The sequence below is a fragment of the Pseudomonas sp. FG-3G genome (genome assembly GCF_901007645.1).
Lineage (GTDB): Bacteria > Pseudomonadota > Gammaproteobacteria > Pseudomonadales > Pseudomonadaceae > Aquipseudomonas > Aquipseudomonas rhizophila.
Genome location: NZ_CAAKGZ010000020.1, coordinates 40298 through 54683, shown reverse-complemented (window position 1 = coordinate 54683; position 14386 = coordinate 40298). Strand labels below are relative to the sequence as shown.

At 59.1% G+C, this 14386-nt stretch carries 11 protein-coding genes; 5 read left to right on the top strand and 6 right to left on the bottom strand.

The features are described 5' to 3' along the window. Window positions 1-14: 14 nt before the first annotated feature. From PSEUDOMOFG3G_RS10000 to PSEUDOMOFG3G_RS09980, 5 genes are all read right to left on the bottom strand, one after another. Window positions 15-1256 (bottom strand): sodium:proton antiporter, encoded by a 1242-nt coding sequence (locus PSEUDOMOFG3G_RS10000; protein ID WP_139049828.1) that lies wholly within the window; start codon window positions 1254-1256, stop codon window positions 15-17. A gap of 84 nt (window positions 1257-1340) precedes the next feature. Continuing rightward, window positions 1341-2627, bottom strand: coding sequence for a DUF2254 domain-containing protein (locus PSEUDOMOFG3G_RS09995; RefSeq protein ID WP_076384189.1), 1287 nt, complete (start codon window positions 2625-2627; stop codon window positions 1341-1343). 67 nt (window positions 2628-2694) lie between these two features. Further along, the gene (locus PSEUDOMOFG3G_RS09990; protein ID WP_139049827.1) at window positions 2695-4440 is read right to left on the bottom strand and encodes an OPT family oligopeptide transporter; all 1746 of its coding nucleotides are present in this window, start codon (window positions 4438-4440) and stop codon (window positions 2695-2697) included. Window positions 4441-4633: 193 nt separating this feature from the next. Continuing rightward, window positions 4634-5329: a tRNA (adenine(22)-N(1))-methyltransferase TrmK gene (locus PSEUDOMOFG3G_RS09985; protein ID WP_139050062.1), complete on the bottom strand. Its 696-nt coding sequence runs from the start codon at window positions 5327-5329 to the stop codon at window positions 4634-4636. 647 nt (window positions 5330-5976) lie between these two features. Beyond that, the gene (locus tag PSEUDOMOFG3G_RS09980; RefSeq protein WP_139049826.1) at window positions 5977-7347 is read right to left on the bottom strand and encodes a PLP-dependent aminotransferase family protein; all 1371 of its coding nucleotides are present in this window, start codon (window positions 7345-7347) and stop codon (window positions 5977-5979) included. Window positions 7348-7484: 137 nt separating this feature from the next. Here PSEUDOMOFG3G_RS09980 and PSEUDOMOFG3G_RS09975 point away from each other — a divergent pair, with 137 nt between their 5' ends. The 4 genes from PSEUDOMOFG3G_RS09975 (at window position 7485) to PSEUDOMOFG3G_RS09960 (ending at window position 11266) form a co-directional block, all read left to right on the top strand. Then, entirely contained in the window at window positions 7485-8783 is a 1299-nt protein-coding gene (locus PSEUDOMOFG3G_RS09975; protein ID WP_076384183.1) for a hydroxymethylglutaryl-CoA reductase, degradative, read from the top strand. A gap of 69 nt (window positions 8784-8852) precedes the next feature. Further along, window positions 8853-9329, top strand: a complete 477-nt coding sequence (locus tag PSEUDOMOFG3G_RS09970) for a hypothetical protein (RefSeq protein WP_107322835.1) — start codon at window positions 8853-8855, stop codon at window positions 9327-9329. Next, window positions 9326-10714, top strand: a complete 1389-nt coding sequence (locus PSEUDOMOFG3G_RS09965) for a tripartite tricarboxylate transporter permease (protein ID WP_080962847.1) — start codon at window positions 9326-9328, stop codon at window positions 10712-10714. Before PSEUDOMOFG3G_RS09970 ends, PSEUDOMOFG3G_RS09965 begins: the two co-directional genes overlap by 4 nt. Before the next feature lie 51 nt (window positions 10715-10765). After that, window positions 10766-11266 carry a lipocalin-like domain-containing protein gene (locus PSEUDOMOFG3G_RS09960; protein ID WP_139049825.1) on the top strand — a complete coding sequence of 167 codons (501 nt, stop codon included), beginning with the start codon at window positions 10766-10768 and terminating at the stop codon, window positions 11264-11266. A 103-nt stretch (window positions 11267-11369) separates the two neighbouring features. Here PSEUDOMOFG3G_RS09960 and PSEUDOMOFG3G_RS09955 read toward each other — a convergent pair whose 3' ends face one another. Then, on the bottom strand, window positions 11370-12680 hold the full coding sequence (locus PSEUDOMOFG3G_RS09955) for an OprD family porin (RefSeq protein ID WP_139049824.1): 1311 nt from the start codon (window positions 12678-12680) through the stop codon (window positions 11370-11372). A gap of 336 nt (window positions 12681-13016) precedes the next feature. On the opposite strand from PSEUDOMOFG3G_RS09955, the gene mhpT reads away from it, so the two are divergent. Next, complete coding sequence (gene mhpT / locus PSEUDOMOFG3G_RS09950) at window positions 13017-14234, top strand: 3-(3-hydroxy-phenyl)propionate transporter MhpT (RefSeq protein ID WP_240539566.1); 1218 nt, start codon at window positions 13017-13019, stop codon at window positions 14232-14234. The last annotated feature ends 152 nt before the right edge of the window (window positions 14235-14386 follow it).

The window sequence follows — 14386 nt, the reverse complement described above, 5'->3', positions numbered from 1 at the left end:
CGACTTGCATGTAGCTATCCACCCGAGCAAGGGATCACGCGCTTGACCAGCTTACCGATGGTCATACCCTGGATCAGAATCGAAAACACCACGACCAGGTAGGTCATGCCCACCACGACATCGCGAGCATCCCCCGGTGGCAACGACAACGCCAGGGCCACCGATATCCCGCCGCGCAGCCCACCCCACGTCAGCACGCTCCAGGAGCCTTCAGGTAACCGGAAACGCTGCCCCAGGACCGCTATCGGTACGCCTACCGTCAACAGACGGGAGAACAAGGTCAGCACGATCACCATCAAGCCCGTGACAATGAGCGGACTGGTGAAGTGGATCAGAATCACTTCCAGACCGATCAGTACAAACAGGACCGCGTTGAGTATTTCGTCAATCAACTCCCAGAACATGTCGAGGTTTTTCTCGGTCTGCTCAGACATGGCATAAGAGCGTCCATGGTTACCGACGATCAACCCCATCACCACCATCGCCAACGGGCCGGACACGTGCAAATGAGTGGCCAGGGCATATCCGCCGAGCACAGCGGCCAGGGTGATGAGCACCTCCTCCTGATAGCTGTCGATACTCTTGAGCATGCGGAACGTGACGTACCCAACAACCGCGCCCAAAAGCGCACCGCCGCCCGCCTCCTCCAGCAAGAGCCGCGAAACGCCGGTAACGGAGGGCGCGTCGCCACTGGCGATCATCGCCAGAATCAGTGAGAACAGCACAACGCTGACCCCATCGTTGAACAGCGACTCTCCGGAAATCACCAATTCCACGCTACTTGGAGCACCGGCGGATTTCAGAATGCCCATGACCGCAATCGGATCGGTGGGTGAAATCAGCGCACCGAACACCAGGCAGTAGGCAAGCGGCAACTCCAGGTCGGTAAAAGACAGCAGCCACCATAGCCCGAAGCCGATGAACAGCGTCGATACAGTCGTGCCAACCACAGCCAGGGACGCCACCTGCCATCGATAGGCGCGCAGTTGCGACAAGTCGACATGCAGGGCCCCCGCGAACAGCAGCAATGACAGCATGCCCTCCATCAGCAACTCGGAGAAATCGATGGACTCCACCAGTGATTGCTCAAGCGTGTGCAGGGAGTGAAAGCCCAGCGCATCGGAGGCCATGTTCAATAACGATAAGCCCAAGGCAATACCCATCACGCCAATGGCCGGGGGTAGCCCTACGTAGCGCCGATTGAGGTAAGCGAGTACTGCTGTGATACAGAGGAATATCGCAATAATGTCTAGCATTGGGCAGAGGGGTCCATTGGGTACATTTCAAGTGCGGCTAACGTTGCGTTCACAAAGCGCTGCGCCTGGCACCGACAAAAAAAACTAAGCCGTTGCGCAAACAAGCCTTGCGGCAAGCGCTCTGAGCCGCTGCTTCTCTTCATCGAGCACCAACGCGGCATCGGCTCGCGCGAGCAAGCGATCAGCCTGCCTGGTCGCGGCTGCGCTGAACAATCCAGGATTGATCTGGCTGAGAGCAATCAGCGCCTTCATCATCCGAATATCCACTTCGACAATGCCGGCGCCATCTCTGGCAATGGGACCAAAAAAATCATCAAACAGGTCGTCAACGTTCAGGCCATGCAGGAACACACGGTCACATTCCGGTTGCGTTACCGCTTCATGAAGCTCAAACGTGCCCCAGCAGGCCAGGCTGCGAACACCACGGCCCAGCACGTCAATGGCCGTTCCGGAGTCGTTGACCGCACTTGATAAAGCCCGTGAGGCGATTTCCGAAAGCACTGACAGCCCGAAACGCGGATCATGTTCAAAGGTTCGTCGAACGCCGATGCTCAGGCAGGCGAGAACTTTACTGGCGAGCGGGTCGTCCCCGTCGAGCCCTTCCTCGCTGGCTCGCGCGATATGGACAAGCGGCATACCAGGGTGGACAAAACTTCCGGGCAAGATCTCCAGGAATAACTGCGCCTCGCAACCCCTGGCAACCTCATTGAGTGCCTGTACATCGATATGCTGGACATAACCGGTGGTGCCGCTGACGACCGGTCGCGCAGACGACGGCATGACCCAGCCGTCGGGGTATGCACAACCGCCAAGAAACGGCCATCGAACTCGATGGTTGATCGCGGCGATGGTCGCCTTCTCTACGCGATCAATCGTCTCGCCGACCCGCCCCAGTTTGGACAGATGATTGATCCAGCGCAAAAGCATGTACACGATCAGAATCACCACGCCGATCGTCACTGCGAACAGCAAGACGCGCCCTTGCCCGCCGTAAGCGCCGGTACTCAGCGCGATAATGCCGACCAGACTGAACAAGAAAGAGCCGATAAAAGTGGCGAGTGCGTTCTGCGTCGTGGTGTCTTCAATCACCAGCGTTGTGGCACGGGGCGTGGCGCCCGTACTTGCTGCACCATACGCCGCAACCATGATGCTCAAAGAGAAGGTGGTCACCGCGAGCATGCTGGAAGCGATGATGCCAAGGATGTTGTCGACGGCATCGGCGCCTATCCGGGCAGACAAGGAGAACGGAATCCATTCCTTGAGCGCGATGGCCAGCAACGCCGTGACCACGCCCAGCAGCGAAAACAACGTAGCCTTGAACCACAGCTGTTTAGTCAGCTGCGTCAACAGCCAGCGCCAGCGAGCAATCATTTTGTCTCCTTCTCAGTACGGTTGCAGGCGGGAAAATACCCGCTCATTCATGCGTGCCGGTTTGAGATCATCCGCCATTCCCAACCATCTGCCACAACGACGCCCCCACCCCGGTAATGCTCTCCCCGGCAATCAACCCCGCCGCCGCGGTGATGGCAAAGCGTTCTGTAAGGCTGGGCCAGCGGCAGCTCACCAGCCAGGTGAGTACCGCGCCGAGGGCCATCATCAGCGACACCGAAGCTGGCAAGACGAACGCCAGGCCCAAAGCCGCCGTGCTTGGCAAATAACGGGCCCGGTGTGCCGGCAATACACTGTCGAGGATCCCCAACAGCAAGCCGGCCACGGCACCGATGATGACCGCCCAGCGAATGCTCGCTGACAGTGAATCCAGCCCCAGGGTCAGGGTTTGCGCCACGGCTTTCCAGGTAGCGACCGCCGGGGCCGGCCACTCTTGGGTGAGCAGCATCGATTGTGGGTCCGGGATCAGGGCCAGGTAGGCCAATACCCCAACGATGCTTCCGACGAAGATCCCCAGGGTCTGGGCGATCAACTGCTTGTGCGGCGTGGCGCCAATCGCCCGGCCCACCTTGAAGTCGTTCATCAAGTCCGTGCATTGCCCAGCCGAACCGCCCGCGGTGTTGGCGCTCATCAAGTTGATCGGCACCTGCCCCGGGGCGACGATGCCAAAACTCAGTTGGGACAATTGTCCGATGGCGCCGATGGGCGCAATGCCCGTGGCCCCCACCACCCGGGCGGCCACGGCGGCCAGGCAGATGGCCAAGGGAATGGTCAACAACGCCATCCAGGGGTTGATACCAAACAACAGCGCTTGCAGGCTCACCACCAACACGATCGCCACCAGGAAACCGCTGGCAGGTCCGGTCTTGGGCACCACCCAAGTCGTCCCGCCGCCCGCCTTGGTGGACTTGTGCAATGCCCACAAGCGAATCGCCAAAGAGGTCAGGGTCGAGCAGACCATCAGACTCACGCCCGGCCACAGCAACCACTCCACCAGCGCCGCGAACTGCGGGCCGCTGCTGTCCGGCGGCAGTTGCACCAGACCTTGCTCCAGCAGCCACGGCGCCAACCCACCCCACGCCAGCAAGGCGCCGAGCAGCAGGGTCAGGCCAACGCGAATCCCGATGATCCCGCCGAAACCCACCAACAACAGCGAAGGGTCCGCAGTAAACGTCAGGCGTTCCAACTGCGGGGTCGGCGACCAGCGCGGGAAAGCCCAGAAGAAGGTATCGACCCACTTGACCAGCCCGGACAGCAGCGCAGCGCTGAGCAGCACCTTCAAGCGCTTCGCCGCTTCGTGGCCCTGGTTGTAGATGTGCAGAAGGGTCTCCAGGGTCGCCATGCCTTCGGGGAATTTCAGTGCTTTGTCATTGAGCAGCGAGGGTCGCAGGTACCAGGCGATCCAGATCCCCAGGAAGCTCACCGAGAACACCCAGGCGATCATCGGGATGACGTCCAACTGTTGACCGGTCAATAAGGTGTAGGCCGGGATGGGCGCAACCAGCCCACCGGAAATGATTGACGCTGCGGCCGAGGCCACGGTCTGGTTGATGTTGCTTTCGTGCAGGGTCCAGGGCTGTTGAGCGGCCGAACGCTTGGCCAGGCCTTGCCAAATGCCATAGCCGATCAGCAAGGCAATGATCGACATGTTGAACGACCAGCCAATCTTGAGGCCGGCGTACACATTGGAAGGCGTCAACAGGATACCAATCACGATTCCCGTACTGACCGCTCGCAGGCTCAGCTCACGTTCGACAGGGTAATCCAGGGCGATGGTTGGCGAAGTTGGGTGCATGCGAATTCCTTATCGGCAATGAGACAGCGCGATCACTCAACGCGGCGACTTAACAAGTGAGCGCTGCATGGGCGGAAGGTTCACATGACAGGGGCAAGCCCTTGCGAGCGCTTAACGCTCATATCGAAGTTTTCCGGGGGCGGTGACGAGGTCGACGAGGGATGATTGCTTGGTTATTTTCCGAGTACCGGACTCAGGCCAGCAGCTCGGTGATCCAGCGGGTTTGCAAAGCGATGTCCTGCACCTTCTGCTCGGGCACGGCTTGTCGCGCCCGGGCGAAGTGAGTCAGGGTCCGCTGTTTGAGGCGCAGCATGCGCTGCCACTTGGCCAGGAACGCCGGGCTGCGGGCGCGCATCTGCAATGGCCCGAAGTACAACTCCTGCGCGGTGTACGTCACCGGCCCGGCGCGCTCGGCGACGATGATTTCGTAGTAGAAGCGGTTTTCCCGCAGCACTTCTTCGAAGCAGATGCGATAACCATCTTCCATCAGCCATTGACGCAGTGGCTGCTCGCCGCCGTTGGGCTGCAGGATCAGCCGTTCCTCACCGCTCAGGCGCGCCTTGCCGTCGGCGAGAATGTCGCGGATCGTCTCACCGCCCATGCCGCACAGGCTGACTGCCGTGATCCCATCTTCCGGCTCGATCGCCGCTAGGCCGTCAGCCAGACGCACGACGACTTGCTGGGTAAAACCGTTCTCGCGCACGGTGCGTTCAGCCGAACGAAACGGCGTCAACGCCACCTCGCCAGCCACCGCCGCTGCGATCACACCACGGCGCATCAATGCCACCGGCAGGTAGCCGTGATCCGAGCCAATATCGGCCAGACGCGCACCTGCGGGTATATGCGCGGCCACACGCTCCAGGCGCTGGGACAATGTCTGTTCGTTCAACGGCTGCTCCTGTTCAATACCGTTGCCCACGGTCCCGTCTTGTATTCGCCTTGGAGCGCGTAACCGCGCAAAAATCACGCGCGAACCTTAAACGCGGACTGCTCCCATTACAATCTTTTCGAGTGAGCCGCTCTCCCGCTCACGCTCCTTTGCCACGCAGCTTTTCCCATAGGGAATACCCACTGAAGCGGCAACAAACGCCAACGAATTGGCGTCGAAAAATCCAAATCTGAATAAACCTGAACTAACGACATTTTTCCGACGATTGGCCCGTGCAAGCCATTGCTGGGGATTTGAATGCAGGCTCATCATCCGTCTGTCACAGCCAGCATTTTCAGGCCTGACGCAGATGTATTGATCGCATCGCTCTATAGGAGCATTCAGGATGATGACTGTTTATTTTGTGGTTATGGCTATCTGCAGCGGCGTTGAAGGTTGTGTAGAAGAGCGACAGCCGGGGCCGACTTATGCGTCCAGGGCTGTGTGCATGGACTCAGCCAGGACGATGGCGCCGCGCAAAGGTGTGAAATTCAAATGTCGCAGCGAACGCCTATGGGTGCCTGCCGAGGCGCGGGGCGTAGATCGGAACGAAAGTGTGGTCTCGACCGGAACGCAAACCCAGCCTTAGCAGCATGAGCGGTGCGCCCTCAGCCACTCAACTCGGCTTTAAGCAACGGGTCATTCAGGTAGGCGACATTCAATCTGGTCCAGGGATTTATACGCGACTGCTCCGGTGAAAAAATATGGCCGGGAGCAATCATGAATCCCTTCGGCAGTAGTTGCCGGGTCAGCTCCCTGGCGTCGTCAATGTGGGCGAACCTGGCCCACAAATACAGACTCTGCTCTGGTCGGAAGAACACCTCGGCGCCTATCTCATCGAGCATTTGCAAACCTGCCGCAGTGGCACTCTTGAGCCGCTCCTGGAGGCGGATCTGATGTCGCAGAAAATGCCCCTCGGTCAGGATGACATCAATGGTTCGCTCACACAGCTCCGAGGTGCTGGTATGCAGGAGCATTTTCAGATCACCCAGTTCATCGATGACGTCCTTGCTCCCGGCGATAAACCCCACCCTCAATGCCGCGGAAACCGATTTGGAAAAACTGCCCACGTACAGTGAACGGTTCAACTGATCCAGCGCAGACACCTTGATGGCCGACGCGGGCTTGAAATCTGCCAAAGCGTCGTCGTCCACCAGAATGAAGTTGTGCTCATGGGCCAACTGCACCAGTCGATGAGCCTTGCCGGGGGAAATATCGGAGCCCGTCGGATTGTGCCCAACCGACTGGAGGAAGAACAATTTCGGCTTGTGCAACAGAAGATGCTGCTCCAGCACTTGCAGGTCCGGCCCGTCCGGCAATCGGGGTACGGATAACATTCGCGCCCCTTGCAGTTGCAGCTTGCCGAACAGCGGGTAATAACCCGGGTCTTCGACAAAAACTTGATCGCCCGGGGCAATGAAGCGGCGGATGATCAGATCCAGTGCGTGATTGGCCCCATGGGTCGTGACGATTTGCCGAGCACTGGCGGTAATCGAATAGCTCGCCAGTTTTTGCACCAGGTGTTGACGAAGTGCAGCATTGCCCAGCCGGTTGCCGTAGCGAAAAAGCGTGGTCACCCCCATGCGCATGATCTGACGGGTGAACTTGTCCAATCGCAGATCCATCAGCCACTCTACGGGCGGAAAACCTTCCCCAAGCGGCGAGTGACCCGGCTCACGGACAAATTGCTGGCGCATGAGCCAGATGGTGTCCATCGCCCGGGTAAAGGGCAGCGGCTCTTCCGGTTCGCTGCTGCTCGGGGCGCCTCGTGTCACGAAGAAACCCTGCCCGTGACGCGCCTCTACCAGTCCTTGGGAGGCCAGCGATTCATAAGCGTTGATCACTGTGTTTTTCGAATGACCAAACAAGCGCATGCACTCGCGCAGGGACGGTAAACGGTCGCCCACTCGGTAGGTACCGTTGCCGATCTGCGTCACCAAGGAGGCCGTCAGCTCTTGGGCAAGCGTCAGTCGCGCCATTGTACGAAGTCCTGGATGAATTATTCGCAGAGGGTACAGCTTAGGTACTGTCTGTCCAAACTGTACCTTTTTTGCCAGGACACATACGCATAGGGTGGCAGGCATTCGAAAACAATAACTGCAACTGGATTGCTACCATGAGTATCGACTCCCGCCTCCCGATGTTCCGCAGCCTGTCGCCCGCCGAACGCCTGAGCCACTTGCAACAACTGCTTGAGCTTGCAGAAGATGACGTTGCCCTGCTCCGCGACGCAGGCGCCCTGCCCCTGGAAATAGCCGATGGCATGATTGAGAACGTCATCGGAAAATTCGAGTTGCCCTACGCTGTGGCGAGCAACTTCCAGATCAATGGACGCGACGTCATCGTGCCGTTGGTCGTCGAGGAGCCTTCGGTGGTCGCCGCCGCCTCGTTCATGGCCAAACTGGCACGCGAAGCCGGTGGTTTTCAGACCTCCAGCTCGCTGCCGCTGATGCGCGCGCAAGTGCAGATAGTGGAAATCGACGATCCCTTCAATGCCCGTTTGAGTCTGTTGCGCCGCAAGGACGAAATCATCGAACTGGCCAACCGCAAGGATCAACTGCTGAACCAGCTAGGTGGAGGTTGCCGCGACATCGAAGTGCATACCTTCGCCCAGAGCCCGCGCGGCCCCATGCTGGTTGCACACCTTATCGTGGATGTGCGCGATGCGATGGGAGCCAATACTGTAAACACCATGGCTGAAGCGGTGGCCCCGCTGATGGAGCAGATTACCGGCGGCAAGGTACGGCTGCGCATTCTGTCGAACCTCGCCGACCTGCGGCTTGCCCGGGCGCAGATCCGCATTGCACCTGAACATCTCACCACCAAGGCCTACAAGGGCGAAGACGTCATTGAAGGCATCCTCGATGCTTACAACTTTGCGGTCGTCGATCCCTATCGTGCAGCCACTCACAACAAGGGCATCATGAACGGCATCGATCCTTTGATCGTCGCCACCGGCAACGACTGGCGCGCGGTGGAAGCCGGGGCACACGCCTATGCCTGTCGCAACGGGCATTACGGTTCACTGACGACCTGGGAAAAAGATTGCAAGGGCCATCTGGTGGGAACGCTGGAAATGCCCATGCCCGTCGGCCTGGTCGGCGGCGCGACCAAGACTCACCCGCTGGCGCAACTGTCGTTACGCATCCTGAGAGTGAAGAGCGCCCAGGAACTTGCCGAGATAGCGGTAGCGGTCGGCCTCGCGCAAAACCTGGGCGCATTGCGGGCGCTGTCGACCGAGGGGATACAACGCGGGCACATGGCTTTGCATGCACGCAACATTGCGCTTTCAGCGGGGGCCAGGGGCGACGAGGTCAATTGGCTGGTCGCGCAGATGGTCGAAGCCCGGGACGTGCGCTCGGACAAAGCCGCTGAGCTGCTTGAGCAAAAACGCGCGCAGGAGTCGGGCTCGTAGTCACGAACTCAACCACATCTCTTCACGTTCATAACAATAAAACCCCTCAGGGGAGGTGGGAGAATCCTTATGAAACCCGAACTGTTCGAAGTATGGGGCGACACGGTTGATGGTCGCCACCTGCTCTACTCCATAGGCATCGGTGCAGCCGTCAGCCTCGGCGCTTTTTTTATCGCCCAGCACTTGTTTGTCGGCTGGGTGGATTCCGTGCAAATGGCCCGCGCCTACGCGATGCTGGTAGGTATTGTCGGCTGCCTGGCAGGTGGCGCCATCAGTGCGCTGCTTTTCAAACCCAAGCGCAATGTCATCGAACATCTGGCTGATCCGGCCTGGCGCGCAAAAATCCTGATTGAGTTGCAGAACGAGTACGGCCCACTGGGCAGTCTGGCTGATCTGCCGCCGGCCACGATCGCGGAACTGCGGGAAATGGACCTTTATGAGCTGTTCGCCGATTACGAGAAAAGCCTTGTCGCTCCCGAGAAGAGCCCGGCTGCAACACCCACTGTTGGCGTCGGTGCAGTCAGTGGCAATGGAGGTCAATCATGATCGTTCCACTGATGGATCAGGTCCTGATGGCACTGGGCATGGGGATCCTGGGGGCGGTGATTTTTGCCGGGATCGGGCTGATCTCAGGGAGCGATGAAACCACTACCCTCGCCCCCTTGACCTTGCTGGTCGTCCTGCTGGGCGTACCTGCCCCCGGCGTGCTGACATTCTTTCTGGCCGGCGCCGTCGCCAAACATATGACCCACGCCGTACCGACGGCGCTACTGGGTATTCCTGGCGACACCATGGCGACGCCACTGATGCGCGAGGCCAACTTTCTGCGCAATCTGGGCGTACCCCACATTGCCCTGCGCAAGATGATTTCCGGGGCGGTCATTGCTGCGTTGATCGCGGTGCCAATGGCCGTATTGTTCGCGCTGATGCTCGCGCCGTTCGGTGACATGATCAAGCAGGCTGCGCCTTGGGTGTTCCTGCTTGCCGCGGTGGCGATCGCGTGGTTCTCCAAAGGCCGTCTGGCGGCCGTGCTGACGCTGATCCCGTTCGTCATGATCATTGTTGGCCTGCAAACCATGACCGCGCAGTTCGGCGTCAAGCTCAGTGTCAGTTACTTTCTGGGCATCGCGATTGGCCCGTTGATCGCCGCGCTGTTCTCGCTGCTCGCACCCGCCGAACGGGACACCATGCGACGCCAGCAAGTGCGCACGTTTTCCCTGTCGCCCGACGTAAAAAGCTGGGGTGGATTCTTTCCTAATCCGCTCAAGGTGCTGGACAGCAAGCAGAGCATGTGGACGGCCATTACGGCGGTGATCTCCAGCGCGACCTTTGTGTTCAGCCCAGTGGCCATGACCGTGATCATGGGCGAGCTCGTCGGTTCGAGGGTCAAGCATGTCTACCATCGCCTGACCACTGTCATCACCGCTCGAAACGGCGTTACGGAGTCAACCTATCTGGCCGAAGCATTGATCCCGCTGATCGCTTTCGGCCTGCCCCTGAGCCCTGTCGCAGCGGGCCCGGCAGCGCCACTGTTCAACGCCCCGCCGCGCTTTAGCGTCGACGCGACGACAGGCCAGGTGAACAACCTGCATTCATTGCTCAGCACCTGGGAATTTTTTGGCTACGGCGTGTTGGCGGTGGTCGTGGCCATCCTGATCGCTTACCCCTTCACCATGAATTACGCCCACAGAGCCGCATCCTACGTGTCGCGCAAGATCAGTCACGAAGCGGTGATCTCGACCTTTGTTGGCCTGATCCTGGTGATCGGCATCTGGGAAGGTGGCCTGCTGGGGTTGCTGGTGATCGTCACCATCGGCCTGCTGGGCGGTTTCCTCTCACGCTTTTTGGGTTTCAACATCGGTGTGCAGTTCATGGGCTATTACACAGCCGTACTGTCTGTGCCTGCCCTGGTTGCCCTGATGAATGCGTGATGTTTTTAACTCTCTACAACAGTGTTCAGATAACCAACAACGGTGATTCCAATGACCCTGAAAATATCGGTACTGACGGTAGGTGCGATCATGGCCCTTTCGGTTTGCACGGCAGTGTTTTCCGCCATGAAAAGCCCGCTGGTCGGGACATGGAAAATGGTCAGCGCAACCATTGAACGTCAGGGCACCCGGTCGGATGCGTACGGCCCCAATCCACATGGATGGCTGGTGTTCACTGAAGAATTGACGTTCGTCGAGGTGCTCACCGATCCGCGAGTGCCCGCGTTTCGATCCAACGCTCGGGGCGAAGGAACCGATGAGGAAAACCGGGCAGCGATGGCTGGGAGCATCGGTTTTTTCGGACGATATACCGTCGACCAGAACGGCGAGTTCACCGGCAATACCGTCGAAGGATCTACGTTCCCGAATTGGGTGGGTGCGACACGTACTCAAGATGACCTGCAACTGAAAGTCGACGGCAACCGGATGGTGGAAAACTTCCAGCGCCCCGATGGCACGAAGGTTCACATCATCTGGGAGCGGGTAAAGTAACTCTACGTCGCGAGCAGCCCTGCGGGGCCGACTCAATTCATGAGTGGGCTGAGCACTGCTCAGCCCACGCTTGCGCACTGCTGGTATCCACTCGCCCCACGGCTTACCAGATCGGCACCGTGTAGAGCACCAGGAAGCGGGTCTGGTTTTCATCACGAAATGCCGCGCCGCTCGGGAAGTCGTTGCGATAGATCGACTTGCGCGCCATCAACCCGACATTCTTCAGCGGACCGCTCTGGATCACATACCCCAGCTCCATCTGGAACTCCCGCTCCTTGCGGTCGTCGGCATTGAGCGCCGCCAGCGCGATATTGTCACCGCGCACGTAACGCAGCCGGCTCTTCAGGCCGGGCACTCCGGCGGCGGCGAAGTCATAGTCGTAGATTGCCTGCCAGGTCCGTTCCTTGGCATTGAGAAAGTCCGAGCTCATGGTCAATTCACTCATGCCCATCAACTCAGTGCCTGACACATAAGGCGTCGCTGTGTCGCCGCTGGCGTGCATGTAACCCAGGCTCAGGTGATGCCCGCCAAGGCGATAGCCGAACAGCGCCGACAGGTTGCGGTTGTCCACCTTGCCAGCCTTGGCACTGCCATCTTCGTCGCTGAAAAAACTGCGCAGATCAGTGGTCAGCGTGCCCTCGCCTACTTGCATGTTATGCAGCAAGGCCAGGGTGTTCTGCTGGTACAGGTCGGCCACTTCGGCGTGGTAGGCGCGCAGGCTGAGGTCTTTGTTTACCTGATAATCGCCACCGACATAAGCCATGTGCGATGAGGTGGCCGCACCGTTGAAACGCCCGTTCGGCGAAGCGATGCTCATCGGCTGGTAGTTAGTGGAGTCACGCCTGTTGATGCGATCGATATAGCCGGTATTGAGCGTCAGTCCGTCAATGTCCTTGGAACTGAGCGCGGTGCCGCGAAAAGTCTGCGGCAGCAACCGCGACGGGCTGGCAAAGGCGAACGGCAGGAAAATCGACACATCGCCGGTCTTCACCGTGGTTTGGGCAAAGCGCATTTTGGCAGTCATGGCCAGGCGCGAATATTCATCCGCCGCGCGCTTGTCGCTGCTGGATACCGGCAGTAATTCGGTGCCGCTGCGGTCCGGTGACGAGTCCAGCTTGACCCCGATCAATGCACGGGCGTCCAGGCCGAAGCCGACAGCGCCCGGGGTAAAACCCGACTCCGCATTCATGATGAAACCCTGAGCCCACTCCCGGGCCGCGGTTTTCGCCCCCTCGTCCTTGTAATCCCGGTCCAGGTAGAAATTGCGTAAGGTCAATGTGCCGCGGCTATCGTCGATGAAACCTTCCGACAGCGCTGGAGTGGCGACCGCACATAAGCCCAACAGGACGAAACCGCGTGCGCGAAGAGGTAAGTCTGAGGTCGTCGCAAGGACGCCCCGGGGTGAATTCGTCATGTCCTATGTCCACTTATTGTTGTTGTTTTTTTGAACGTGATCGCCAGCCATCCAGCCGCGATCTCGGGCCAGAGAGTGGGAAAAGCCGGAGGTGCCGTCAATCCACAATGGCCGATAATCGAACATTAATATTCGTATCTATTTCCAAGAAAACCTAAAAAACACATGACATCCTGTTGATTTGAATAGGTTTATGTCGATGCGTTTGGACACTTTCCGTTAGCGTTCACTTTTTAGTTATCTTTGTTAATCTTAATTGCGGCTTTGCATTGCTGGATGCGAGCAAGCCTGCGTGCGCCCGTCAGCACACTCACAAAAACAATAAAGAGGTTTGCCATGGACACTCCATCACGTCGCACGACGCTGACTATTGCCCTGTGTTTTATCGTCGCTCTGATTGAAGGCTTTGACCTGCAAGCGGCCGGCACTGCCGCCGCAGGGTTGCGTCAGACCTTTGCCCTGGACCCGAAAATGATGGGTTGGGTGTTCAGTGCCGGCATCATCGGTTTGCTGCCGGGCGCCTTCTTCGGTGGCTGGATTGCCGATCGCATCGGTCGCAAGAAAATCCTCATCGCAGCGGTGCTGCTGTTTGGCGTGTTCTCGCTCAGCACCGCCTACGTCAGCTCTTTCTCCGGCCTGCTGCTGGTGCGTTTCATGACTGGCCTGGGCCTGGGCGCCGCCCTGCCCAACCTGATCGCCCTGTGTGCCGAAGCCGTGGGAGAGCAACGTCGCGGTACGGCCATCAGCATCATGTATGCCGGCGTGCCATTGGGTGGGGCACTGGCGGCGGTGGTCGCCATGCTGTTTCCCGAACATTGGCAGACGACCTTCATCATCGGCGGCCTTGCCCCATTGCTGGTGGTGCCACTGATGATGGTGCTGCTGCCTGAATCCAACGCCTTTCGCCAACAACAAAACAGCGTCAACCCGACGCGCACTTCAACCGGCCAGGCCTTGTTCGGCGAAGGCCGCGCCAGCGTTACCCTGGCGTTATGGTTGAGCTACTTCTTCACCCTGACCGTGATGTACATGTTGCTCAACTGGCTGCCCTCGTTACTGCTGGAACAAGGTTTCAGCAAACCCCAGGCAGGCCTGGTACAGATGCTCTTCAATATCGGCGGCGCCCTCGGCTCCCTGCTCGGCGGAGTGTTGCTGGATCGCTGCAACGGCATCAAGGTGGTGCTGTTTGTGTACACCGGCTTGCTGGCAGCGCTGGGCGGGGTTGGCCTGTCCGTGGGCATCATCCCCATGGCCATCGCCGGTTTTGCCGCGGGGTTGTTTGTGATGGCTGCGCAACTGGTGCTTTACGCCTTGGCCCCGCCTTCCTACCCAACTTCAGTGCGCGCCACCGGCGTCGGCGCAGCGGTAGCGATCGGTCGTTTGGGCTCGGTGGCCGGGCCTTTGGCGGCCGGGCAGATTCTGGCGGCCGGAGCCGGCACCACCGGTGTCCTGCTGGCCACCTCGCCCGGTTTGGTGATTGCAGCCTTGACGATCATCAGCGTCATTGCCCGCTCGACTTCGTTGAACGTGTCGATGAGTAAGGTCAAGGCCTGAGGCCATCCGAGCGGCGTAGGTAAACAGGTGCTGTTGTGGGGGCTCAAGGTGAAGCTGTTTGAAAGGCGTCAATTCCTGACTTTATCGTCTGCAATAATCTCGAACTCATTCCATACCCCTGCCTCTAATGTGTAGATCAACAGAGGTAACGC

Excerpts from the sequence above, each read along its gene's own strand:
- PSEUDOMOFG3G_RS10000 (WP_139049828.1), bottom strand. The coding sequence starts at position 1,256 with ATGCTAGACATTATTGCGATATTCCTCTGTATCACAGCAGTACTCGCT.
- PSEUDOMOFG3G_RS09995 (WP_076384189.1), bottom strand. The coding sequence starts at position 2,627 with ATGATTGCTCGCTGGCGCTGGCTGTTGACGCAGCTGACTAAACAGCTG.
- PSEUDOMOFG3G_RS09990 (WP_139049827.1), bottom strand. The coding sequence starts at position 4,440 with ATGCACCCAACTTCGCCAACCATCGCCCTGGATTACCCTGTCGAACGT.
- PSEUDOMOFG3G_RS09980 (WP_139049826.1), bottom strand. The coding sequence starts at position 7,347 with ATGGCGCGACTGACGCTTGCCCAAGAGCTGACGGCCTCCTTGGTGACG.
- PSEUDOMOFG3G_RS09975 (WP_076384183.1), top strand. The coding sequence starts at position 7,485 with ATGAGTATCGACTCCCGCCTCCCGATGTTCCGCAGCCTGTCGCCCGCC.
- PSEUDOMOFG3G_RS09970 (WP_107322835.1), top strand. The coding sequence starts at position 8,853 with ATGAAACCCGAACTGTTCGAAGTATGGGGCGACACGGTTGATGGTCGC.
- PSEUDOMOFG3G_RS09965 (WP_080962847.1), top strand. The coding sequence starts at position 9,326 with ATGATCGTTCCACTGATGGATCAGGTCCTGATGGCACTGGGCATGGGG.
- PSEUDOMOFG3G_RS09960 (WP_139049825.1), top strand. The coding sequence starts at position 10,766 with ATGACCCTGAAAATATCGGTACTGACGGTAGGTGCGATCATGGCCCTT.
- PSEUDOMOFG3G_RS09955 (WP_139049824.1), bottom strand. The coding sequence starts at position 12,680 with ATGACGAATTCACCCCGGGGCGTCCTTGCGACGACCTCAGACTTACCT.
- mhpT (WP_240539566.1), top strand. The coding sequence starts at position 13,017 with ATGGACACTCCATCACGTCGCACGACGCTGACTATTGCCCTGTGTTTT.